A 23,991-nucleotide genomic window follows, 5' to 3' on the forward strand; every position below is an offset into this window, starting at 1 on the left:
AAAGGGTCAGCCGGTGAAGGCTAACCCTTTTATTTAGAAATATTTTGGCCCGTCCCTCTAAATCATTCGTGCTGCATCCAGGCGGCAACTGAGTGAACTCCCGGGAGCATACACAAGTATGTGACCGGGATTCGTGAAGGCAGCCAACGCCGGGTCAGCGCGAAGGATAACGAGGGATTAGCGCCAGTTTTTAAAGCGGTTAATCAAACCGTTAGTCGAGCTGTCGTGACCGGTAACATCTTTGTCGTCTTCCAGCTCTGGCAAGATACGGTTCGCCAGCTGTTTGCCCAGCTCTACGCCCCATTGGTCAAAGGTGTAGATATTCAGGATAACGCCCTGAGTAAAGATTTTGTGCTCGTACATCGCGATCAACGCACCCAGGCTGTAAGGCGTGATTTCACGCAGCAGGATAGAGTTGGTCGGACGGTTACCTTCGAACACTTTGAACGGTGCAACGTGTTTAACGTCTTCCGGTTTTTTACCCTGATCGGCGAATTCTTTCTCGACGACATCCAGAGATTTACCGAACGCCAGCGCTTCTGTCTGTGCGAAGAAGTTAGACAGCAGTTTCGCGTGGTGATCGCTCAGCGGGTTATGGCTGATGGCCGGCGCGATGAAGTCACAAGGGATGATTTTGGTTCCCTGGTGGATCAGCTGATAGAACGCGTGCTGGCCGTTAGTGCCTGGTTCGCCCCAGATGATCGGGCCCGTCTGGTAATCCACAGGGTTGCCGTTACGGTCAACGAACTTACCGTTAGATTCCATGTTGCCTTGCTGGAAGTAAGCAGCAAAACGGTGCATGTACTGGTCGTATGGCAGAATCGCTTCGGTTTCAGTGCCGTAGAAATCGTTGTACCAGATACCGATCAGCGCCAGCAGAACCGGCAGGTTTTTCTCCGCCGGGGTATTGGCGAAGTGATTATCCATCGCGTGAGCACCGCTCAGCAGTTGTTCGAAGTTATCGAAACCAACAGACAGGGCGATGGACAGACCGATTGCAGACCACAGTGAGTAACGGCCGCCGACCCAGTCCCAGAATTCGAACATGTTGTCGGTGTCGATACCAAACTCGCTCACCGCTTTACCGTTGGTGGACAGCGCCGCGAAGTGTTTGGCCACGTGTTTGTTGTCGCCCGCGGTTTTCAGGAACCAGTCACGCGCGCTGTGGGCGTTGGTCATGGTTTCTTGGGTGGTGAAGGTTTTTGATGCGACCAGGAACAGCGTGGTTTCCGGTGACAAGTCTTTCAGCGTTTCGGCGATGTGCGTGCCATCCACGTTGGAGACGAAATGCATATTCAGGTGGTTTTTGTACGGACGCAGCGCTTCGGTGACCATGAATGGACCGAGGTCTGAACCGCCGATACCGATGTTCACCACGTCAGTGATGGCCTTACCGGTATAACCTTTCCACTCGCCGCCGATTACGCGTTCGGTGAAACCTTTGATTTTCGCCAGAACCGCATTCACTTCCGGCATCACATCTTTGCCGTCCACGACGATTGGCGTGTTGCTGCGGTTACGCAGGGCAACGTGCAGCACGGCACGGTCTTCTGTGCGGTTGATCTTCTCGCCAGAGAACATCGATTTGATGGCGCCCTGAAGGTCGGTCTCTTTCGCCAGCGCCTGCAGTTTGTCCAGCGTCTCTGCAGTGATTCGGTTTTTGGAGAAATCGACCAGCATCTGGTCTTCAAACGTGGCAGAGAATTTGGAGAAACGATCACCATCTTCAGCAAACAGATGGCTAATCTGCACATCTTTCATCTTGTCGAAATGCTGCTGCAGGGCTTGCCAGGCAGCGGTCTGAGTTGGATTGATATTTTTCATAGCAATGCTCTTAGGCTGAGAATAAATATGAGGTAACTGTCCCGATTGTATCCTGAACTTCCGGGAGAGATGCCTTTTCTTGCGATAGGTCAGATCTGCTAAATCACAATGACAGAGAACAATATTAGATGAGAATCGTTCAAAATGTGGCGCATGGGCCGCGAGACCGTTGACAGACGCGCCATAACCCGTTATTCCTAAGCACCTAACTCGCGCGCGTGTCGCGTGAGCCAGAAGAGGCGCGTCGCCCAGGAAGTGTATCGGAGGAGCCGAATCCTACGAAGGTACATCAGGGGGAGCGACGCCGAGGTCTGAAGCCCGCGGCAGGCATATGATCGACTACAGGGGCTGAATCCCCTGGGTTGTCACCGGGCATCCGAGAGGATGTTGACAAGGTGGGGCGCTTCTGGGTGTATCGTAGCATTTCTACGTCTGCCCCCTTCCCGCTCTCCCCTTGTGCCAATTCTTAAAGTTTATGGAATAGATGGCCGTCTGGTATGACGACCCTGACACGAGGTTTTACATGAATTACGCAGCAACCCGCAACGCCAACCCGCAGCCTCTGGGCAACGTTATCGTCGCCAAATTCGGCGGTACCAGCGTAGCGGATTTCGACGCCATGAATCGCAGTGCAGATATCGTTCTGTCGCGCCCTGAAGTGCGTCTGGTTGTTCTCTCCGCCTCTGCGGGCGTCACCAATTTATTAGTCGAGCTGGCCGAAGGCAAAGAAGCCGAGCGCCGGGCATTCCTGCTTGATGAAATTCGCCGTATCCAGAATGCCATTATTGACCGTCTGGACAATCCGACGGTGATCCGCGAAGAGCTGACCCGCATGCTGGAAAACATCGCCATGTTGTCCGAAGCTGCCAGCCTCGCGACATCAACGGCACTGACCGACGAACTGGTCAGCCACGGCGAACTGATGTCCACCCTGTTATTTGTAGAAATCATCCGCCAGCGCAACGTGCCGGTGGAATGGTTCGACGTGCGTAAAATAATGCGCACCAACGATCGTTTCGGTCGTGCTGAACCGGACACGCAGATATTGAGCGAACTTACCGTTCAGCAACTGCAACCGCGACTGCAGGACGCGCTGGTTATCACACAAGGCTTTATCGGTTCTGAAGGCAAAGGCCGCACCACGACACTTGGCCGTGGCGGCAGTGACTACACCGCTGCATTGCTGGGCGAAGCGCTGAGCGCCGTCCGTGTCGATATCTGGACCGACGTACCGGGGATTTACACCACCGATCCACGTCTGGTGCCCGCGGCAAAACGCATTGATCATATCGCCTTTGAAGAAGCCGCTGAAATGGCGACATTTGGCGCGAAAGTTCTGCATCCTGCCACATTACTGCCGGCAGTACGTCGCGGGATCCCGGTGTTTGTCGGTTCGAGCAAAGATCCGTCGGGCGGTGGCACGTTAGTGTGTGATACCACTGACAACCCGCCGCTGTTCCGCGCGATTGCCCTGCGTCGCAGACAAACGCTGGTCACGCTGCACAGCCTGAGCATGTTGCATTCACGCGGTTTCCTCGCCGAAGTGTTTGGCATTCTGGCGCGTCACAGCATTTCCGTGGATCTCATCACCACATCCGAAGTCAGCGTAGCGCTGACGCTGGATACCACCGGTTCGACCTCTTCTGATGCCAGCCTGCTGACCACCTCGCTGCTGACAGAATTATCCTCACTGTGCCGCGTGGAAGTGGAAGAAAATCTGGCGCTGGTCGCCATCATCGGCAACAAGCTGTCGCAGGCCTGTGGCGTTGGCAAAGAAGTATTCGGCGTGCTAGATCCGTTCAATATCCGCATGATTTGCTACGGCGCAAGCAGTTACAACCTGTGCTTCCTGGTGCCGGGCAATGATGCCGATCAGGTCGTTAAAACTCTACACCGTAACCTGTTCGAATAACGACGGGCGCGGTATCTGAGAAGACCGGGCCATGTGCCCGGTCTTTTTTTTGTCTGTACTTTTGCAAAACAACAAAGACAAGGATCATCCTCAATGTTAGCCAAAATAACCCGCCTGTTTCCGCTGTGGGCCGTGCTGTTATCCGTCGCGGCCTATTATTCGCCCGGCACATTCACACCAATCGGCCCGCACGTTTCCACACTGCTGATGCTGATTATGTTCGCGATGGGCGTTACTCTCGAATTCGGTGATTTCAAACGCGTGCTTTCCCGTCCCGGCCCGGTTGCCGCGGCAACGTTCCTGCATTATCTGGTGATGCCGCTGGCGGCCTGGGTGCTGGCGAAATTGTTCCATATGCCTGCAGATTTATCGGCGGGCATGATCCTGGTCGGCAGCGTGGCCAGCGGAACGGCTTCTAACGTGATGATTTACCTTGCCAAAGGTGACGTTGCGCTTTCCGTGACCATTTCGGCTGTCTCCACGCTGGTGGGCGTTTTCGCTACACCTCTGCTGACTCGTTTGTATGTTGATACGCACATCAAGGTGGATGTGGAAGGCATGCTGCTGAGTATTTTGCAGATCGTGGTGATCCCGATTTTAGCCGGTCTGATTATTCATCATCTGTTCACGAAAACCGTGAAACGCATCGAACCGCTGTTGCCGCTTTTTTCCATGATTTGCATCGTGGCAATTATCAGCGCCGTGGTCGCGGGCAGTCAGGGCTTTATTGGCTCCGTCGGCCTTATCGTGATTGTGGCGGTGATCCTGCACAACGGCATAGGCTTGCTGAGCGGTTACTGGGGCGGGAAACTGTTTGGCTTCGATGAAACCACCTGCCGCACGCTGGCGATGGAAGTCGGGATGCAGAACTCAGGTTTAGCCGCGACGCTGGGGAAAATCTACTTCACCCCGCTGGCCGCATTGCCGGGCGCGCTGTTCTCGGTCTGGCACAATCTGTCGGGTTCTTTGCTCGCCGGTTACTGGTCCGGTAAACCAGTTAAAAAAGATTAACTCTCCTCTTATAAAACAACGGGCGCTTTTTACAGCGCCCGTTGTTTTCTTAACGAACCATTTGTTTTCTTAATGAACGATGATGTTAAACCCGTTTCATATCGTCATTCGGTTCGCGCTGTTCATCTTCCTGCTCGTCCTGATCCAGCACGTTATACGCCACCGCACAAAACAGCGAATTCAGACGTTTCATATCACCCAGCAACCCGAGGTGCAGCGAACTGGTTTCAATGCTTTGCACGTTATGCTGATGCAAACGGTCAACGTGAGCGTGCGCATAACGGCGGTCAAGAATACGGAAACGGTGTTTAGAGCGGCGCAGACGGCGCGCACTGGTCAGGTCATTCGACAGAAAAACACCCAGACTCAGACGCAGGTTATCCTGCAATTTTTCATGTAAAGCATCCAGCTCCACCAGCCCTTCCGGCGAAAATGCCCGGCGCGTGGCGTGAGATTTGGCCGTGATATCGCCGGTCATGCGCTCGATAATGTCACCTGCCTGTTCGAGGTTCAGCGCCATTTCAATGATTTCAGCCCAGCGGCGTGAATCATCTTCGCCCAGACCTTCTTTGTTGATTTGAGCCAGATACAGCTTGATGGCGGTGTAGAGCACATCCACATCATCGTCGAGACGGCGGACTTCGCGATCCTGCGCCAGTTTGCCGTGCATCACTTCGCGGTTGAGGATCAGCATATGTTCGACCACGTCGCCCATACGCAACGTTTCACGTGCGGCATTAGCCAGCGCCAGCGTCGGGGTATCGATCGCGCTGACGTCCAGATGGCGCGGACGCAAACGCGGGTCATCTTCCGGCACATCGGCAATCATCAGCTGGCAAATCTTCGCCATCGGCGCGGTCAGAGGCACCATCGCCAGACAGCGGATCAGGTTGTAGAACATGTGAAAATAGATCACCAGCTCTTCGTCCGGAATGCCCAGTCGCGCCAGCTGCGTCGAAAGTGGCCCGACAAACGGCAGCACAATCACTAAACCAATCAGTTTAAACAGCGTACTGCCCAGCGCGACACGTCGGCCTGCGGCGTTCATTTTGCTGGCATTGATCATCGCCAGCAGCCCGCTGCCGAGGTTGGCACCAATCACCAGACACAACGACACTTTCAGTGAGATAACGCCGGTTGCGGCGAGCGTTGCCGTCAGCAGAACCGCGGCCAGACTGGAATAACTGATGATGGCAAAGACTGCGCCGGTCAGGGCATCGAGCAGCACATCACCGGTCAGGGATGAGAACAGTACTTTTACGCCGGACGCCTGCATGATCGGCGTTGCCGCACCCACAATCAGTTCCAGCGCCAGTAAAATCAGACCCAGCCCGATACAGACACGCCCCATTTGTCCGGCGCGGGTTTGCTTGCGGCTGAGGAAGAAAGCGACACCGACGAAAATCAGCAGCGGGGAAAGCCAGGACAGATCGAACGTCAGGATACGCGCCATCACGGCGGTCCCGACATCTGCGCCGAGAATAATCACCAGCGCCGGTGCCAGCGCAACCAGCCCCTGCGAAACAAAGGACGTCACCAGCAGCGCCGTCGCATTACTGCTTTGTACCAGTGCGGTCACGCCAATACCGGCGACAAACGCCAGCGGTTTTTTCTCGACACTGTTACTCAGAACACGGCGCAGATTGGCGCCAAAGACACGCATGATGCCGGTACGCACGATGTGCGTACCCCATACGAGTAAAGAAATAGCAGACAACAGATGCAAAAGGGTTAACACGAAAGAACAGCTCCATTAACGCCAGGCATAGACCGGCCATCCTGCCTGCCGGGCGTGCTGGAGCAGGATGGCGTCCGGATTCACAGCCACCGGCTGACCCACACGGGTCAGTAAGGGCAGATCATTATGGGAATCCGAATAGAAACTGGCTTGTTGCAGCAGGGAATCGTCCTGATTGATGAGTTCAAGCAAACGCGACACTTTACCTTCGCGATAGGTCATCATCCCCTGCGTGGCGCCGGTAAAGCGCCCGTCTTTTATTTCAACACCAATCGCCAGCGTTTCCTCAACACCGAGGTAACGGGCAATCGGACGCACCAGATGCTCTCCGGACGCGGAAATAATCACCGTCCGGTCGCCCTGTGCGCGGTGAGCGGCCAGACACTCACGCGCCTGCGCATAAATGCGCGGTGCAATCACAGCCTGAATATAACCCGCGACCATTGCCGCGACGTCACTTTCGCTGCGTCCGGTAAGTGGCACCAAAGTACAGCGCATGTACTCCTGCATGTCCATCTTACCCACGGCATATTGTTGCATCAGCGCGGCATCCTGTTGCAGGAAAGCCTGCTCATCTGCCACCCAGCCATTCTCCACCATGTAGGCAGACCAGAGGCTGGAACAGTCGCCGCTAATCAGGGTTTCATCGAGATCAAACAGCGCCAGTTTCATGCAACTTCCCGTAACGTAACAAGATCTAACTGTAGACCAATATCGCTGCCATCGGCGCGAAGTGAGGCCACAGAACGGTTTAACACATCCACAGAAAGCTCGACTCCGTGCGCTATAACACGATAACGCACCACATTACCAAGCAGGCTGTGGCTGAGAACTTTAGCCGGAATGCCTTCAATCAGCTCGCATATCGTCACCGACTCCGGACGAATGGCAACGCGGCCCGTGTAAGTAATACCGGTCAGCGCCATCGCCTGTTCAGGGCTCAGCAGGTTGTAGCTGCCGATAAAGCCCGCGGCAAACGCATCGACAGGCTCAGTATACAGGGTTTCGGCATCGGCATTTTGGACGATTTGTCCTTTGTTCATCAGCACAATCCGGTCTGACATGGTCAGTGCTTCTTCCTGATCGTGAGTAACGAAAATCGCCGTCAGGTTCATTTCGCGCTGAATGCGGCGGATTTGCTCACGCAGATGCTTACGGATACGGGCATCGAGCGCGGAAAGGGGTTCGTCGAGCAGAAGCAGACGCGGCTGAGTCACCAGCGAGCGCGCCAGCGCCACACGCTGACACTGACCGCCGGAAAGCTGGTGCGGATAACGTTTGGCGTAATCGTTCATTTCTACCAGTTCCAGCACTTCTCCCACGCGGCGATGCAGTTCGGAAGCCGGTATCTTCTGCATCTTCAGACCAAACGCGACGTTGGCTTCCACCGTCATATTTGGGAAAAGCGCGTAGCTCTGGAAGACCATCCCGATCCCGCGCTGTTGTGGCGGCAACGGCACGATATCCTGCCCCTGGATTAGAATCTTTCCGCTGTCGACCGAAGTCAGCCCGGCCAGACAGCGCAACAGCGTGGATTTCCCACAGCCGCTCGGCCCCAGCAGCGTGACGAATTCGCCCTCTTCTGCCGAGAAATCAATGTTGTTGAAAATCTGTGTCGGGCCGTAAGACTTGTTGAGTTGAGTGACCTGCAAATACGACATAATCAGCTCTTTCCTTTGTTCAGCATGTTCGCCACCCAGGTGAAAATCAGGACGACCATGAAATAGGAGATAACCAATGCGCTGGTGAAATGGCCACTGCCATTGCGCATGTTATAGAGATAAACCTGCACTGTTTCATAACGGCTGCCCGCCAGCAGGTTGGCGAATACGAATTCCCCGATCAGGAACGAGAACGACAGCAGCACGGCAATCATTCCGCCCTTGCGTAAGTTCGGTAAAACCACCAGCAGCGCGGCTTTCCAGGTGCTGGCACCGAGCAGGTGCGCCGCATCCATCAGGTCACGAAGATTGATGGCCTGCATGTTGTTTGAGATGGCGCGATAGATAAACGGCAAGGCGATGGTGAAGTAACAGCCAATCAGGATCCACGGTGTACCGGTCAGCGCCAGTGGCTCAGCGGAATAAAGCTGCATCAGCCCCACTGAAGACACCACCGGCGGCACGGCAAACGGCAGCAGGATCAGGATATTCATCAGCGCGTCGAGCTTCGGGAAATAGTAAGCAATCACAAACATCAGTGGCAGGATCAGTACCAGCGACAGTAAAAGCGTGCCGAAACACACCAGCAGCGAGTGCCAGAGCGCAATCAGGAATCGCGGATCACTCCACAGTTCCACCAGCCATTTCAGCGTAAAGCCGCTAGGCAAAATGGTGGCGCCCCATTCCAGTACCAGCGCATACACCAGCGTCGCCAGCAACGGCAACATCAGGACAATCAGTAAAACCCAGATCACCACACGGTGGTAAATCGCTTCAGAGCGCGACATCTTACGTTCCTTTTTCAGGCAATCAGCTGCGCTGACTGAGATAGCTTTTACGCAATAACCACTGATGGATCAGCGTGATAAACGCCATCAGCACCACCAGTAACATCGCCAGCGCACTGCCCATATTGGGATCGAGCGAAATATCTCCCGACACCAGCGCCGCAATACGCACAGGCACCACGTTAAAGTTGCCAGTGGTCAGCGCGTAGACCGTGGCATACGCGCCCAGTGCATTGGCGAGCAAAATCACAAAGGTCCCGAGAAGCGCCGGGAACAGCACCGGAATGCCGATATACCGCCAGTAACTCCAGCGCCCCGCACCCAGCAACGCTGCAGATTCGCGCCAGTCTTCACGCAGGGCATCGAATGCCGGATACATCAGCAATACACCAAGCGGGATCTGGAAATAGGTATAGAGAACAATCAGCCCGTCTTTCGAATACAGGTCGAAGTGTTCCATCAGGCCATATTTTCTCAGCAGCAGCGTCAGGCAGCCGTTCAGGCCGAGCAAAATCACAAAGGCGAACGCCAGCGGTACACCCGCGAAGTTGCTGGTCATATTGGTAAATGACATCACGAAATCGTGAAGTTTTGTCGGACCCAACTGGCGAAGTGAGTAACTACCCACTAACGCGATAAGTAAGCCGTACAAACTCGACCAGATGGAAATATCCAGAGAGAAGCGCATCGCCTGCAGATAAAAAGGTGACGTCAGAATATCGCTGTAATTGCCCAGCCCCCAGGCTTCATAGGTTTCGCTGTAAAAACTGCTCACCGCAATCCAGGCCAGCGGCGCCAGCTGAAAAGCGATGAAAAACACCAGAAATGGCAACATAAACAGCGCCGCAATCCACTTAGCTTTCATCGGTTATCCTCTAAAAGTGACAGGATTCAGGCCAGTAATGCCGCGCAATGTGGCTTGTCGTGGGCAATATTCAGGATCTGACAAACGGTGCCGCACAGCTCAGTTTGCAACGGCGCGGCGTCTTTCAAGCTGAACGCACTGCCGAACACGAACAGCGGAACCTGGCGCTCTTCTGGCAAAATACCACCGTGGCTGCGGTCATCGTTCATGCCGTGATCGGCGGTCACCATCACCTGATAACCGGCATCCAGCCAGTCGCCCAGATAGCGCGAAAGTATGCCGTCCGCCGTCCGTGCTTTATTGCGGTATTGCGGCGTCGACAGGCCAAATTTATGGCCGGCATCATCAATATTCATCGGGTGGATGAGCATAAAATCGGGGTCATGCCGACGGCGCAGGCTTTCTGCATCATCGAACAAATGCGAATCGGGGTAACCGTCATCGTAATAAAAATGACCATGCTGAATAGGCAGCGACTCATCGCTGGTATGGCGGTCACGCGGCGGGTCAAACGGCGTGCGGTTATACAATTCGCTGACCCAATGATAAGCCGCAGCCGCCGTGGTCAGACCGGCGTCGCGGGCATAATGGAAAATACTGCGTTGCGTGGATAACCGGTCAACGTGGTTATGCACAATCCCACTCACCACCGGCGTAATGCCGGTGAGGATGCATTCATAAAGCGGCCGGGACAGCGATGGCAGTTCGCATTCCAGTTGATACAAGCGGCCGCGTCCTGCGGCACACTGAGCCTGTAAATAACCCATTGCGTCTTTGCCGACCTGATAATTCAGGCCGTCGAGTACTACCAGAATGCTCTTCATTACACTTATGCCTTTCGTTTCAAACAGGTGTTGTCATTGAACCAATGCTTTCGCTGTCCGGTTTTTCTTATTTTTGCTTAATGGATTACTGCTGCATGTTGATCATGACGTTTTCCTGCCACAGACGAGGCAAGGTTTTGGCACTCTTGTCCCAGGCAGCCGGATCGGCAATCGGGTGAGCATTTTTGTATTCGCTGGAAGGCAGCAGTTTGGCTTTGGCATCGTCGGGCAGCGTGATGTGATCAGCACGGATTGGACGGGCATAACCCTGCGCTAAGTTGATCTGACCTGCATCAGAGAAGATGTATTCACGCGCCAGTTTGGCGGCATTCGGGTGCCTGGCGAATTTGTTGATAATGGTGGTATAGCCGGAAGTGATGCTGCCATCAGAGGGGATCACCACGTCGAAGCGGGTTTTGTCGATTTTGTCGCGATAGCTCAGACCATTGAAATCCCAGACCACGCCGACCTGCACTTCACCTTTTTCCAGAGAAGCAATGACCGGGTTAGTCAGGCTAAGACGCCCTGCTTTCGCCAGTTTGCCGAAATATTCCAGACCTGGTTTCAGATCCTTTTCATTGCCGCCCATCGCGTACGTTGCCGCCAGCACGCCGTTCGCGGCCTGCGCTGCCGTGCTCACATCACCGATGGTCACTTTGTATTTGCTGTTCAGCAGATCAGCCCAGCTGTGAGGCTCATCTTTGACCTGAGATTTATCAATGATAAAAGCAATGGTGCCGGTGTAAGCAAGTGCCCACATACCGTCTTTATCTTTCGCCCAGTCTGGCACCTGATCCCAGGTGGTGGGTTTATAAGGTTGAGTCACGCCTTTTGAAACAGCAACCGGACCAAAGGCCGCCCCCACATCACCGATATCAGCGCTGGCATTGTCTTTTTCCGCCAGGAATTTCGCAATTTCCTGCGCGGAACTCATGTCGGTATCGCTGTGTTTCAGGCCATATTTGGTATTCAGATCACTCCAGGTGGCTTTCCAGTTCGCCCAGTCATCAGGCATACCGACGCTGTTTACGGTTCCTTCGGCTTGCGCCGCTTTCAGGAGTTCAGCAGGAGGCTCAGCGGCAAATACCGATGAGGAGGAGAGGACAAGCGCGCTGGTTAACACAGAAGCGAACAACTGTTTCATAACGGATGCTCCGGATGGTAGTGTGTGAAGTGCTGGTCTAGTCCAGCAAGAACCAAGCCAATCTAACGCTCAATTGTGATAATTATATGTCAGCGTGAAAAAGCAGCAGTCTTAAGCTTATCGCTGTTAACACGCGCACATTATTTACGCGATAAAGAGTCGGATTGGTGCAAAAATGCACTGAAATGAGGCTTGCTGACCGATGAGTGAATCGCAGACCACCCTTGCCGTTATCTGCAAGGCATTGAGCGAAAGTATTGCGGCCGGGGCATTTTCTGCCGAGGGAAGGCTGCCTTCTGAGCGGGCGTTAAGTGAACAATTTTCCACAACCCGTATCACAATACGGGAAGCATTAAGCCAGCTTGAGGCACAGGGGCTGATCTACCGGGAAGTGCGCCGTGGCTGGTTTGTGTCACCGCCCCGCATTGTTTACAACCCGTTGCAAAGAAGTCACTTTCACGCGATGGCGAAAGATCAGGGACGTAGCGCGCAGACCGAAGTGATCGATGCGAAGCACTGCGTTGCCAGTGAGACTGTCTGCCAGAAGTTACTGTTACCGTCTGAGAGTGAGGTGATATGTATCCGCCGGCTGCGTTATATCGATAAACGCCCGGTTTTGTACGTCGAGCACTATCTTAATCCTCTGTATTTTCAGGGCATTCTTGACGCGGATCTCACGACATCGCTGACTGATTTGTACGCATCCCGCTATGACATCCACTATGGACGCGTGCGTTTCGACATGGTGCCGACATTGCTGCCTGAACAAGCGTCACATGCGCTGAAAGTTGCTTCCGGCAGTCCGGCGCTGTTTATTACGCGTATTAACCGCGACCAGCACGACCGGGTTATCGACTGCGATCTGGAATACTGGCGCTATGACGCATTGCACATTGATGTGGAAGTGAACTGATTTAAAGAAACAGAGAAATAGCAGGTGGAACCGGACGAGGGCTGAAGATGAATGTCAGAATCAGTGAAAAGAGGCAGATCGTAAAGACGCCGTAAAATCATCCCTGATGGCTCGAACCGCGCCATCCATGGCGCAGACGCTTTACTCTTCTGCCTGTTTTCACCTCCAGAGCGCGGAAGTATTCAGGATCAGTCGGCGTCGTAACCTAAGTTAGGCGCCAGCCAGCGTTCGACTTCGGCGATCGGCATTTTTTTACGCGCCGCATAATCTTCCACCTGATCACGCTGAATCTGCGCCACGGCGAAATATTTGCTGTCAGGGTGACTGAAATACCAGCCAGATACCGCCGCGCCCGGCCACATGGCGAAGGATTCGGTCAGTTGCATACCGGTGTTGGCTTCGACATCCAGCAGTTTCCAGATTTGACCTTTTTCAGTGTGTTCAGGACAGGCCGGATAACCCGGAGCCGGACGGATGCCCTGATAATTCTCGCGGATCAGTTCTTCATTGCTCAGATTTTCTGTCGGCGCAAAGCCCCAGTAAACCTTGCGCACTTTTTCATGCAGGTATTCTGCGAACGCTTCTGCCAGACGGTCTGCCAGCGCTTTAATCATGATTTTATTGTAATCATCATGCTGCTTGTCATACGCCTCAGCCAGCGCGTCTTCTTCCAGCCCGCCGGTGACGGCAAACGCGCCCATGTAATCTTTCTTGCCGCTGGATTTCGGCGCAACAAAGTCCGCCAGACAGTAGTTGGCGAAGTCGGTTTTTTCCGTTTGCTGACGTAAATGATGGCTGACGACCAGCACGTCTTCACGACGTTCATCGCTATAGATTTCAATGTCATCGCCCTTGCGGTTTGCCGGGAACAAGCCGACGACACCACGCGGATTAAGCAATTTCTCTGTGGAGAGTTTATCCAGCAGGTCATTAGCATCTTTGAACAGGCGCTTCGCTTCCTCGCCGACCACTTCATCTTCAAGAATGCGCGGGTATTTACCGGCCAGCGACCAGGTCATGAAGAACGGCGTCCAGTCGATATAATTACGCAGCGTTTCAATGCTGGCTTCTACTTTCTGAATGCCCAGCCGGTGAGCGACAGGCGGCGTGTAATTGTCCCAGTCGATGGTCATCGCGTTATCGCGGGCGACCTCAAGGCTGACTGGCGGCGTACGGGGTTTTTTACGTGCATGCTGGATACGCACGGTGTCGTACTCTTTGCGCGTGCGTTCGATAAACGCGTCACGCTGATCTTTTGACAGCAAGGCCGACACCACGCCGACAGAACGCGAGGCATTTTGCACATAACAGGTCGTGCCACTGTAGTTTTGTTCGATTTTAACCGCGGTGTGCGCTTTTGAGGTGGTCGCGCCGCCAATCAGCAACGGCATGGTGAAACCGCGGCGCTCCATCTCTTTCGCCACGTTAACCATTTCATCCAGCGACGGCGTGATCAGCCCCGAAAGCCCGATGATATCGACATTTTCTTCAATGGCCGTTTTCAGGATTTTGTCGGTGGGCACCATCACACCGAGATCGATAATCTCGTAGTTATTGCATTGCAGTACCACGCCAACGATGTTTTTGCCGATGTCATGTACGTCGCCTTTTACTGTCGCAAGCAGGATTTTGCCGTTAGTTTGGCCCTTCTCCTTACTCGCTTCGATGTACGGCTCCAGATAGGCCACCGCCTGCTTCATTACGCGTGCAGACTTCACCACCTGCGGCAGGAACATTTTACCGGCACCAAACAGGTCACCGACAACGTTCATGCCGTCCATCAGCGGACCTTCGATCACTTCAATAGGCCGCGCAGCGAGCTGGCGACACTCTTCGGTATCCAGTTCGATAAATTCGGTAATGCCTTTCACCAGCGAGTATTCAAGGCGTTTTTTGACTTCCCAGCTGCGCCATTCCGCCTGCTGTTTGTTGGCTTCGCCATCGTCCTTGCTGCCACGGTATTTTTCGGCAAGTTCAAGCAGTCGCTCAGTACCATCGTCGCGGCGGTTGAGGATCACGTCTTCAACGGCGTCGCGCAATTCAGCAGGTAAATCATCATAAATCGCCAGCTGCCCGGCGTTGACGATGCCCATATCCATACCGTTGCGGATAGCGTGATACAGGAAAACGGCGTGAATAGCTTCGCGCACCGGTTCATTACCCCGGAACGAGAAAGAAACGTTGGAAACACCGCCGGAAATCAGTGCGTGCGGCAATTGTGTTTTGATATCGGCACAGGCTTCGATGAAATCGACAGCGTAGTTGTTGTGCTCTTCAATGCCGGTGGCGACCGCGAAAATGTTCGGGTCAAAAATGATGTCTTCCGGCGGGAAACCGACTTTTTCAGTCAGTAATTTGTAGGCGCGGCGGCAGATTTCAATTTTACGGGCGCGGGTATCCGCCTGTCCGGTTTCATCAAAGGCCATAACAACTACGGCGGCACCATAGCGGCGCACCATGCGGGCGTGATGCAGGAAGGCTTCTTCACCCTCTTTCATGGAAATGGAGTTAACAATCCCTTTGCCCTGAATGCATTTCAGGCCTTTTTCAATGACGTCCCATTTGGACGAGTCGATCATGATCGGCACGCGTGCAATATCCGGTTCACCGGCAATCAGATTGAGGAAACGCACCATCGCCGCTTCGGCGTCGAGCATCCCTTCATCCATGTTAATGTCGATAATTTGGGCGCCACTTTCCACCTGCTGACGAGCCACGGCCAGCGCTTCCGAATACTTTTCTTCTTTTATCAGCCGTTTAAATCTGGCGGAACCGGTGACGTTGGTGCGTTCACCGACGTTCACAAACAGCGTCTGCGGATCAATAGTCAGTGGTTCCAGCCCTGCAAGACGGCAGGCAACCGGGATAACCGGCAACGCACGTGGCGGTACGCCCTCGACAGCTTTCACCATCGCCGCAATATGTGCAGGCGTGGTACCACAGCAGCCACCGACGATGTTCAGGAAGCCCGAGCGCGCCCATTCGGCAATGTGCTCAGCCATCTCTTTGGCTTCCAGATCGTATTCACCGAAAGCGTTCGGCAAACCGGCGTTCGGGTGAGCCGTGACATAACATTCTGCAATGCGTGATAGTTCAGCAACATACTGACGTAACTCATCTGGCCCCAGAGCGCAGTTCAGACCGAATGTGAGTGGTTTAACGTGGCGCAGTGAGTTGTAAAAAGCTTCTGTCGTCTGGCCTGATAGCGTACGGCCGGAAGCGTCAGTGATAGTGCCGGAAACCATCACAGGCAATACAATGCCCATCGCTTCGAACTCGCTTTCAACCGCGAATGTGGCGGCTTTGGCGTTGAGTGTGTCAAAAATGGTTTCGATCATGATCAGATCTGCGCCGCCTTCAATCAGCGCACGGGTCGATTCGCGATAGGCCTGGACCAGTTGATCGAAAGACACATTACGGAAAGCGGGATCGTTGACGTCCGGGGAAATCGACGCCGTACGGTTAGTCGGGCCTAACACACCGGCGACGTAACGTGGTTTATCCGGTGTGCGGGCGGTCCACTCATCGGCGCACTGACGCGCCAGTCGGGCTGCTTCATAGTTAATTTCAGCCGACAGCGATTCCATATGGTAGTCAGCCATCGCAATCGTGGTGGAGTTAAAAGTGTTGGTTTCGAGAATATCGGCGCCAGCAGCCAGATAACCGTTATGGATCTCGACGATCACTTCAGGTTTAGACAAGACCAGAAGATCGTTATTGCCTTTAAGATCGCTTTCCCAGTCAGCAAAACGTTCGCCACGGTAATCTTCTTCTTCCAGACGGTAGCTTTGGATCATGGTGCCCATGCCGCCGTCCAGAACCAAAATGCGCTGTGCCAGTTGCTTATGTAGCGCCTCAACTCGATTAGTCACTTTCACCTCATCACCCGTCACTCACACCCGGCAAATTGTGCATTCATGCGCCGGAAATTATGGTCAACATCCTAGCATACCTTCCCCGACCAAAAGCCCGCGCCGACGTGAGACTTTTTCAATTCAGGAAGGCATCCCGCAAATGCAGTGCAACACATCGGATGAGCGCAAAGGCTGGTTGCGATCCATACTGTAAAAACGAAAACCAATTCCAAAAGTGATTTTTCTTCGCCAGCATTTGGCGCATCTTACAAGGAACAGGCTCATGGCAACGTCCGTATCGGCTCCGGCCAAACGTGCTAAGAAAACCAAAGCCGCGACTGCAACAAGCAGCGCCGCGACCGGGCAGGTTCAGTCCCTGACACGTGGCCTTAAGTTGCTGGAATATATCGCTGAAGCGCAAGGCAGCGTAGCGCTGACAGATCTTGCTCAGCAGGCAGGATTGCCGAATTCCACCACCCATCGCCTGCTGACCACGATGCAGCAACAAGGTTTTGTCCGTCAGGTCGGCGATCTGGGTTTGTGGACCATAGGCTCGCACGCTTTTGTTGTGGGAAGCAGTTTCCTGCAAAGCCGGAATTTACTGGCGATGGTCCACCCGATGTTGCGTCGCCTGATGGAGGAATCCGGCGAAACGGTGAATCTGGCGGTACTGGATCACAGTGATTATCAGGCGATCATTATCGATCAGGTGCAATGCAATGCGCTGATGAGAATGTCCGCGCCGATTGGCGGAAAATTACCAATGCATGCGTCAGGTGCCGGTAAAGCCTTTCTTTCGACATTACCGGAAGAACGCCTGGCAAAACTGCTGCATAAGATTGGCCTGCACAGCTATACGCCGCTGACAAAAACCTCTCCGGCGAACCTGAAGCAGGAGCTGGCGGACACACGTAAACGCGGCTATGCCTTTGATGATGAAGAGCATGCACTTGGCCTGCGCTGTGTGGCGACCTGCATTTACGACGAACATAATGATGCGTATGCGGCGATTTCCATCTCTGGCCCGATTTCGCGCATCACTGATGACCGGGTGACGGAGCTGGGTGCTCTGGTGATCCATGCGGCGAAAGAAATTACGCAGGCGTACGGCGGCGGGAAACACTGAAAGGGCACTGAAATCCCGCCGAAATATGGCGGGACGATTACGCGCTTTAGCGGCGGCTAAAGCGCTGAGAACAGCGATAAGCAAACACATCTTCCACATGCCCTTCGCTGATACGCTGCTGTAAACCGCGCCAGTAACCGGCGCTGAACAGGTCGTCGTGCAGCGACTCAAAAATCTGGCCAAGACGCTTGTCACTGCACAGGAAATGCCGGAATTCTTCCGGGAAAACATCACCGGGCGCAATGCTGTACCAGGGTTCGCTGGCCAGTTCATCTTCAGGATAGCGTGCTGCTGGAATGTCGCGGAAATTCACTTCAGTCATGTAGCAGATTTCGTCGTAGTCATAAAACACCACACGACCATGACGGGTCACGCCAAAATTCTTAAACAACATATCACCGGGAAAGATATTCGCCGCGGCCAGCTGCTTGATTGCATTGCCATATTCCTCTATTACATCATGAAGCTGCGCATCACTGGCCTGCTCCAGATATAAATTCAGCGGCGTCATACGCCGTTCTATATACAGATGATGAAGCGCAATGCTGTCACCCAGATCTTCAATTTTAGCCGGCACTTCTCGCTGTAATTCAGTCATCAGCTCAGGACTAATATTTTTCTTCGGCAGAACAAAATGCTCGAACTCCTGCGTATCGGCCATCCGCCCTACGCGGTCATGCTCTTTCACTAACTGATAGCAGGCCATGACCTGTGCTTCGGTCACTTCTTTCTGTGGTGCAAAATTGTCTTTAATGACTTTGAATACCCTGTCACTGCCGGGCAAAGTAAAGACCAGCATAACCATACCTTTGACACCCGGCGCAATAATAAAAGACTCGTCGGTCTGCGCCATAAAGCGTAAGTGCTCGCGGTAACACTCAGTTTTTGCATGCTTCTGGCAGCCGATGGCGCTGTAAAGTTCAGCAGTGGTTTTCGCCGGTAATATCTCACGCAACCATTCAACCAGCGCGCCGGGTTGTGGGGCGTACACCATGAAATAAGAGCGCGCAAAACCGAAAACGATGCTGGCATCATTACCTTCAGTAAGACAGGTATCCACAAACAACTGATTCTGATGATTGAGATGTACCGGCAACAGCAGCGGGAATATCTGCGACCCTGCCCTGATTTTCCCGATAATCCACGCGGCCTTATTGCGATAAAAAAGCTCTGTGGCGATCTCAATATCAGCATCCGCCAGCCACTCAGCGGAAAAGCGTTGCTGCAATGCCGTAGCAATATAATCAACATCGCGGTTCGCCTCTTCCCACGGTAAACGTACCGGCAGGTCATCAAGCACCTTTGATAATGCGGCTATCAGATTGCCCTGCACCGGATACTCACGTGACAAGGGACGGGAACAATTTTGTGGTTTTCTGACAGGCTGCTCGCTGAAAATAAAAAGCTTATCTGCCGTCAGATCACGATGTTTGAAGATCCGGCAATAAACTGAATTAAAAAAGCTTTCGGCGATTTCAGCCCGGGGATAATCAGGCAGTAATTCGGAGTAACATTCCTTTATGCGGATCAGGAATGCGGCATCATAAAAGTGCTGACCGGTGATGCATTTAAGCTGGGCAACCACCAGTCCGACATGGTGATCATACAAATGAATACGTTGCTTCATCGCCGCCTGTACCGCTGGCCAGTTGGCATTTTCAAAACGTTGCTGCGCCCCCGATGTCACCTCCAGAAAGCGGCCGTACTGTGCGTCGAATCCCTGCAAAATAGTCTGTGCAATCAACAGTTCTATACGCATAGTGGCAGCTCCAAAAGAGAAAAAGGCCCGGATTTCGCCGGGCCAGGAAGAGAGTCAGTGCGATGTGGATGAAAATTGCTGTTCTTCGGTAGAACCGGTCAGCGCGGTCACCGAGGAGCGCCCGCCCTGAATGATGGTGGTGACCTTGTCGAAATAGCCCGTTCCGACTTCCTGCTGATGGGAAGCGAAAGTATAGCCACGGCTGATGGCAGCGAATTCAGGTTCCTGCACTTTGTCGACATAATGCTTCATCCCTTCGCCCTGTGCGTAGGCATGAGCCAGATCGAACATGTTGAACCACATGCTGTGAATGCCCGCCAGCGTGATGAACTGGTACTGATAGCCCATCGCGGCCAGCTGATCCTGGAAACTGGCGATGGTTTTATCGTCGAGATTCTTCTTCCAGTTAAACGATGGCGAACAGTTGTAGGCCAGCAGTTTGCCCGGGAATTTGGCATGAATGGCCTCGGCAAAACGCTGAGCCAGTTTCAAATCTGGCGTAGATGTTTCACACCACACCACGTCAGCGTATGGCGCATAAGCCAGCCCCCGGCTGATAGCCTGTTCAATACCCGCATGCGTTCTGTAGAAACCTTCATGCGTTCTTTCACCGGTAATAAACTGGCTGTCATACGGGTCACAATCGGATGTCAGTAAATCTGCGGCATCTGCATCGGTGCGCGCCACCAGCAACGTTGGCACTCCGAGAACATCGGCGGCAAGACGCGCGGAAACCAGTTTCTGTACCGCTTCCTGTGTTGGCACCAGAACTTTTCCGCCCATATGCCCGCACTTTTTAACAGCAGCGAGCTGATCTTCAAAATGAACGGCTGCAGCACCGGATTCAACCATGGATTTCATCAGTTCAAACGCATTGAGTACGCCACCAAAACCGGCTTCAGCATCGGCCACAATCGGCAGAAAATAGTCGGTATAACCGGGCTGACCGGGTTCAATGTTATTCGCCCACTGGATCTGATCCGCACGGCGGAAAGTATTGTTAATCCGCGCCACCACTTCAGGCACCGAATTCACCGGATACAACGACTGATCCGGATACATACTGGAAGCCGTATTAGCATCGGCAGCCACCTGCCACCCGGACAGATAAATGGCTTCAATCCCCGCTTTCGCCTGCTGTAATGCCTGCCCGCCGGTCAGAGCACCGAGGCAATTCACATAGCCTTTACGCGAAGCGCCATGCAGTAAATTCCACAGACGTGCCGCACCGTGCTGAGCCAATGTACATTCAGGGTTTACTGAGCCACGCAGGCTGATCACCTCTGCCGCCGTGTAAGGTCGCGTGATATTTTTCCAGCGCGGCTGGTTCCAGGTTTCTTCAAGCTGCTGAATTTGCTGAGTACGAGTCGTTTTCATGGCAAATGCTCCGGTCTTTTTTATGTGTAGGGTAAGAAGAGTCAGGCCAGCAGCTGATAGCCCGGCAGGGTCAGGAAGTCGATTAACTCATCCTGTGTGGTGATTTTTTCCATCAGTGCCGCGGCTTGTGTGAAGCGACCTGCGCTGAAACGCTGTTCGCCCAACTCCTGCTGAATGACCAGCATTTCCTCATTGAGCATGCGGCGGAACAGCGGTTTCGTGACGGGTTGACCGTCATTTAACGACTTGCCATGGTGGATCCACTGCCAGATCGATGTCCGGGAGATTTCAGCGGTGGCTGCATCTTCCATCAACCCGTAAATCGGCACGCAGCCATTACCGGAAATCCAGGCCTCAATGTATTGCACTGCGACGCGGATATTGGCGCGCATACCTTCTTCGGTGCGTTCGCCGTAACAAGGTTCGAGCAATTGTCCGGCGTTAATTTCATCATCTTCTTCCCGCAAGACATCCAGCTGGTTTGAACGGTTGTCCAGCGCTTTGTCAAATACTTCAAGCACGGTGTCAGCCAGCCCGGGGTGTGCGATCCAGGTACCATCATGTCCGTTATTCGCTTCCAGCTCTTTATCTGTCCGGACTTTGTTCAGCACCCATTCATTGCGCTTAACGTCTTTGCTGGGAATAAAGGCCGCCATGCCACCCATCGCAAATGCGCCACGGCGGTGACAAGTTTTAATCAGCAGGCGCGAGTACGCACTGAGGAAAGGTTGAGTCATGGTCACGGACTGACGATCGGGTAATACGCGGTCAGCATGATTCTTCAGTGTTTTGATATAGCTGAAGATGTAATCCCAGCGACCACAGTTCAGGCCGACGATATGATCCCGCAGGTGATAAAGGATTTCATCCATCTGGAAAACAGCAGGCAGGGTTTCAATCAGTACCGTCGCTTTAATCGTACCGCGAGATAATCCGGCATAGTCTTCGGCAAAACTGAAGACCTCGCTCCACCATTCAGCTTCATGATAAGACTGCATTTTTGGCAGATAGAAATAAGGGCCACTGCCTTTTGCCAGCAAAGCGCGGTAGTTGTGGAAGAAATACAAAGCAAAATCGAACAGCGAACCGGGAATAGCTTCGCCCTGCCAGGTCACATGCTTTTCGGGTAAATGCAGCCCACGGACACGGCAAATCAGAATGGCCGGATCGGGCTTGAGCTGATAAATTTTCCCGGATTCATTGGTGTAGCTGATCGTCCCGTTCACCGCGTCGCGTAAGTTGATTTGCCCTTCGATGACTTTCTGCCAGTCCGGAGCCAGAGAATCCTCAAAATCCGCCATAAAAACTTTCACATTGGCATTGAGCGCATTGATTACCATCTTGCGTTCAACAGGACCGGTGATCTCTACGCGGCGGTCCAGCAAATCAGCCGGGATCCCGAGTATTCTCCAGTCTGAATTTTTAATGGAAGTAGTTTCCGAAATAAAATCAGGCAATGTACCTTGATCTATGTTCTGCTGCACGGCAATACGGTCAGCCAGTAAGCGGTTACGCTGTGGGGTAAAATGCACGACCAGCTCGGACAAAAACTCCACGGCCTCTTCGGTCAGAATTTGCGCTTCGTTCTCGCCAAAACGACGCGTAAAGCCAAGCTGACTGCGTGTAATTTGCTCTGACATCGCTTTTCTCCTGATTTATCTGCTTAATCTGCCAGACCGCTTCACTGAACAGACACTGTTACGGTTGAAAATACACCGGAGATGCACTCATATTTCTGAGGCAATTTTCCTCTGGTCATTTATTGCCCGATAGATTTAAGCGTAATCATGAATTTCATAAAATCAAAAACGATTTCCATTTTATTTTCAAATATAAAAAGACTTATTTTTAATCAATGAGATATGCTTAAATAATTTTTTCATAAAATGGTAATGAATTTCGAACGAGATAAGAGTACGAAGAACAGAAGGAGATCTGAGAAAAGGGTCACAGGGATAAAAAGAGGATGAACAGACGACCGGCAAGATCGTCTGCTGAAAACGTGAAAAGGGGATTACTCGAGGGTTGGATTCATCTGGCGCAGATCAAACGGCGTGATCTGATAAACGTAATAATTCAACCAGTTAGTGAACAACAGGTGACCGTGACTCCGCCAGGTCGCCTTCGGTGACAACTCGGCGTTATCCTGCGGGAAGTAGTTGTAAGGCATTTCCGGAGATAAGCCGGCTGAGACGTCGCGCAGATACTCTCCGGCCAGCGTTCCTGCATCATATTCAGGATGTCCCGTCACGAAGGCCATACGCTTATCTTTCGTCGCAAAGAGATACGCCCCCGCCTCTTCAGATTCCGCGAATATATCCAGATCCGTATGCTGGCGAAGCACATCAGCGGGGAAATCTGCATAACGAGAATGCGGAGCGAGGAAGCTTTCATCAAAACCGCGGGTTAATAACGCCAGAGGTTGCAGCGTCTGATGAGGGTACACCCCTGAGAGCTTGGCTTTACGCGTCATTTTAGGCAGACCGTAAAGTACATTCAGTGCAGCCTGAACCGCCCAGCAGACAAACAGCGTCGATGTTACATGCTCTTTCGCCCAGTGAATGACACGCTCAATTTCCGGCCAGTAGGCCACATCGCAAAAGTCGACCAATCCCAGAGGCGCACCGGTGACGATCAGACCGTCATAGTTGTCATGTTGAATGTCTTCAAAGTCGCAATAGAAGTTGTTCAGATGCTCTGCGGGGGTGTTTTTAGACTCACGGCTATCGATGCGCAGCAGCTGTACATCAATCTGAAGAGGCGAGTTTGAAAGCAGCCGTAAAAACTGATTTTCGGTCTCAATTTTCTTCGGCATCAGGTTGAGAACCAGCACCTTAAGAGGACGGATCTCCTGGGTTTTCGCACGTGATGACGTCATGACAAAGACGTTCTCACTGCGCAGGAAATTCACGGCTGGTAGTTCATCTGGAACCCGGATCGGCATAACAACTTCCTCAATGCATCCATTTATACGTTTAGACTTCTAGATAGCCGAAGATAACGGGTTTTGTTTAAGATGTCGAGCTTGCAAGTGGTAAGTGAAAATGTTTCAGCTTCAGTTATTAATTTAGAGGATCTGGTTATAAAGAACGGGAAATGAGGCGAAGGTCGCGATAAGAAACAGGCGTTAAATGAGTAAACAATTACGATTTTCGGACAAACATCGAACAAAAAACCCCAAATTCCACATAGCAA

General features: G+C 52.9%; 17 protein-coding genes and 1 riboswitch. Of the genes, 4 read left to right on the top strand and 13 right to left on the bottom strand.

Going from position 1 to position 23,991, the window contains the following annotated elements; translation table 11 throughout:
• Window positions 1-177: 177 nt before the first annotated feature.
• The gene (pgi, locus tag UC15_RS03160) at window positions 178-1,824 is read right to left on the bottom strand and encodes a glucose-6-phosphate isomerase (protein WP_112287083.1); all 1,647 of its coding nucleotides are present in this window, start codon (window positions 1,822-1,824) and stop codon (window positions 178-180) included.
• 226 nt (window positions 1,825-2,050) lie between these two features.
• A riboswitch (Lysine riboswitch) is annotated at window positions 2,051-2,238 on the top strand.
• A gap of 109 nt (window positions 2,239-2,347) precedes the next feature.
• Here pgi and lysC point away from each other — a divergent pair.
• Complete coding sequence (gene lysC, locus UC15_RS03165) at window positions 2,348-3,736, top strand: lysine-sensitive aspartokinase 3 (RefSeq protein WP_112287103.1); 1,389 nt, start codon at window positions 2,348-2,350, stop codon at window positions 3,734-3,736.
• Between the two features lie 93 nt (window positions 3,737-3,829).
• Window positions 3,830-4,747 carry a ketopantoate/pantoate/pantothenate transporter PanS gene (panS, locus tag UC15_RS03170; protein ID WP_112287084.1) on the top strand — a complete coding sequence of 306 codons (918 nt, stop codon included), beginning with the start codon at window positions 3,830-3,832 and terminating at the stop codon, window positions 4,745-4,747.
• A gap of 85 nt (window positions 4,748-4,832) precedes the next feature.
• Here panS and UC15_RS03175 read toward each other — a convergent pair whose 3' ends face one another.
• The 7 genes from UC15_RS03175 to UC15_RS03205 all read right to left on the bottom strand — a co-directional run bounded on the left by UC15_RS03175 (window position 4,833) and on the right by UC15_RS03205 (window position 11,767).
• Window positions 4,833-6,485, bottom strand: a complete 1,653-nt coding sequence (locus UC15_RS03175; RefSeq protein WP_112287085.1) for a Na/Pi cotransporter family protein — start codon at window positions 6,483-6,485, stop codon at window positions 4,833-4,835.
• Window positions 6,486-6,500: 15 nt separating this feature from the next.
• Window positions 6,501-7,157 (bottom strand): HAD family phosphatase, encoded by a 657-nt coding sequence (locus UC15_RS03180; RefSeq protein ID WP_112287086.1) that lies wholly within the window; start codon window positions 7,155-7,157, stop codon window positions 6,501-6,503.
• Window positions 7,154-8,146: an ABC transporter ATP-binding protein gene (locus UC15_RS03185; RefSeq protein WP_112287087.1), complete on the bottom strand. Its 993-nt coding sequence runs from the start codon at window positions 8,144-8,146 to the stop codon at window positions 7,154-7,156. Before UC15_RS03185 ends, UC15_RS03180 begins: the two co-directional genes overlap by 4 nt.
• A 2-nt stretch (window positions 8,147-8,148) precedes the next feature.
• Complete coding sequence (locus UC15_RS03190; protein WP_112287088.1) at window positions 8,149-8,934, bottom strand: ABC transporter permease; 786 nt, start codon at window positions 8,932-8,934, stop codon at window positions 8,149-8,151.
• A 22-nt stretch (window positions 8,935-8,956) separates the two neighbouring features.
• A complete protein-coding gene (locus UC15_RS03195) occupies window positions 8,957-9,799 on the bottom strand; it encodes an ABC transporter permease subunit (protein WP_112287089.1) in 843 nt (280 codons plus the stop codon).
• 26 nt (window positions 9,800-9,825) lie between these two features.
• Window positions 9,826-10,623: an alkaline phosphatase family protein gene (locus UC15_RS03200; RefSeq protein WP_112287090.1), complete on the bottom strand. Its 798-nt coding sequence runs from the start codon at window positions 10,621-10,623 to the stop codon at window positions 9,826-9,828.
• Window positions 10,624-10,708: 85 nt separating this feature from the next.
• Entirely contained in the window at window positions 10,709-11,767 is a 1,059-nt protein-coding gene (locus tag UC15_RS03205; RefSeq protein ID WP_112287091.1) for an ABC transporter substrate-binding protein, read from the bottom strand.
• 202 nt (window positions 11,768-11,969) lie between these two features.
• Here UC15_RS03205 and UC15_RS03210 point away from each other — a divergent pair, with 202 nt between their 5' ends.
• Window positions 11,970-12,680, top strand: coding sequence for a UTRA domain-containing protein (locus UC15_RS03210; protein ID WP_112287092.1), 711 nt, complete (start codon window positions 11,970-11,972; stop codon window positions 12,678-12,680).
• 188 nt (window positions 12,681-12,868) lie between these two features.
• Here the strand turns inward: UC15_RS03210 and metH are convergent, their stop codons facing one another.
• Window positions 12,869-16,552: a methionine synthase gene (gene metH, locus UC15_RS03215; protein WP_112287104.1), complete on the bottom strand. Its 3,684-nt coding sequence runs from the start codon at window positions 16,550-16,552 to the stop codon at window positions 12,869-12,871.
• A gap of 265 nt (window positions 16,553-16,817) precedes the next feature.
• Between metH and iclR the strand changes: the two genes are divergently transcribed.
• The gene (iclR, locus tag UC15_RS03220) at window positions 16,818-17,660 is read left to right on the top strand and encodes a glyoxylate bypass operon transcriptional repressor IclR (protein ID WP_112287093.1); all 843 of its coding nucleotides are present in this window, start codon (window positions 16,818-16,820) and stop codon (window positions 17,658-17,660) included.
• Window positions 17,661-17,706: 46 nt separating this feature from the next.
• Here the strand turns inward: iclR and aceK are convergent, their stop codons facing one another.
• From aceK to metA, 4 genes are all read right to left on the bottom strand, one after another.
• Entirely contained in the window at window positions 17,707-19,419 is a 1,713-nt protein-coding gene (gene aceK / locus UC15_RS03225) for a bifunctional isocitrate dehydrogenase kinase/phosphatase (protein ID WP_112287094.1), read from the bottom strand.
• 54 nt (window positions 19,420-19,473) lie between these two features.
• Window positions 19,474-20,796 carry an isocitrate lyase gene (gene aceA, locus UC15_RS03230; RefSeq protein ID WP_112287095.1) on the bottom strand — a complete coding sequence of 441 codons (1,323 nt, stop codon included), beginning with the start codon at window positions 20,794-20,796 and terminating at the stop codon, window positions 19,474-19,476.
• Window positions 20,797-20,837: 41 nt separating this feature from the next.
• Entirely contained in the window at window positions 20,838-22,436 is a 1,599-nt protein-coding gene (gene aceB, locus UC15_RS03235) for a malate synthase A (RefSeq protein ID WP_112287096.1), read from the bottom strand.
• A gap of 374 nt (window positions 22,437-22,810) precedes the next feature.
• Complete coding sequence (metA, locus tag UC15_RS03240; RefSeq protein WP_112287097.1) at window positions 22,811-23,740, bottom strand: homoserine O-succinyltransferase; 930 nt, start codon at window positions 23,738-23,740, stop codon at window positions 22,811-22,813.
• Window positions 23,741-23,991: the final 251 nt, after the last annotated feature.

It is taken from the genome of Rahnella sp. AN3-3W3 (genome assembly GCF_003263545.1).
Taxonomy (GTDB): domain Bacteria; phylum Pseudomonadota; class Gammaproteobacteria; order Enterobacterales; family Enterobacteriaceae; genus Rahnella; species Rahnella variigena.

Coding starts and splice junctions, on each gene's coding strand:
- lysC (WP_112287103.1), top strand. CDS start 2,348: ATGAATTACGCAGCAACCCGCAACGCCAACCCGCAGCCTCTGGGCAAC.
- UC15_RS03195 (WP_112287089.1), bottom strand. CDS start 9,799: ATGAAAGCTAAGTGGATTGCGGCGCTGTTTATGTTGCCATTTCTGGTG.
- iclR (WP_112287093.1), top strand. CDS start 16,818: ATGGCAACGTCCGTATCGGCTCCGGCCAAACGTGCTAAGAAAACCAAA.
- aceA (WP_112287095.1), bottom strand. CDS start 20,796: ATGAAAACGACTCGTACTCAGCAAATTCAGCAGCTTGAAGAAACCTGG.
- UC15_RS03200 (WP_112287090.1), bottom strand. CDS start 10,623: ATGAAGAGCATTCTGGTAGTACTCGACGGCCTGAATTATCAGGTCGGC.
- UC15_RS03185 (WP_112287087.1), bottom strand. CDS start 8,146: ATGTCGTATTTGCAGGTCACTCAACTCAACAAGTCTTACGGCCCGACA.
- metA (WP_112287097.1), bottom strand. CDS start 23,740: ATGCCGATCCGGGTTCCAGATGAACTACCAGCCGTGAATTTCCTGCGC.
- aceK (WP_112287094.1), bottom strand. CDS start 19,419: ATGCGTATAGAACTGTTGATTGCACAGACTATTTTGCAGGGATTCGAC.
- panS (WP_112287084.1), top strand. CDS start 3,830: ATGTTAGCCAAAATAACCCGCCTGTTTCCGCTGTGGGCCGTGCTGTTA.
- UC15_RS03190 (WP_112287088.1), bottom strand. CDS start 8,934: ATGTCGCGCTCTGAAGCGATTTACCACCGTGTGGTGATCTGGGTTTTA.
- pgi (WP_112287083.1), bottom strand. CDS start 1,824: ATGAAAAATATCAATCCAACTCAGACCGCTGCCTGGCAAGCCCTGCAG.
- UC15_RS03210 (WP_112287092.1), top strand. CDS start 11,970: ATGAGTGAATCGCAGACCACCCTTGCCGTTATCTGCAAGGCATTGAGC.
- UC15_RS03180 (WP_112287086.1), bottom strand. CDS start 7,157: ATGAAACTGGCGCTGTTTGATCTCGATGAAACCCTGATTAGCGGCGAC.
- aceB (WP_112287096.1), bottom strand. CDS start 22,436: ATGTCAGAGCAAATTACACGCAGTCAGCTTGGCTTTACGCGTCGTTTT.
- UC15_RS03205 (WP_112287091.1), bottom strand. CDS start 11,767: ATGAAACAGTTGTTCGCTTCTGTGTTAACCAGCGCGCTTGTCCTCTCC.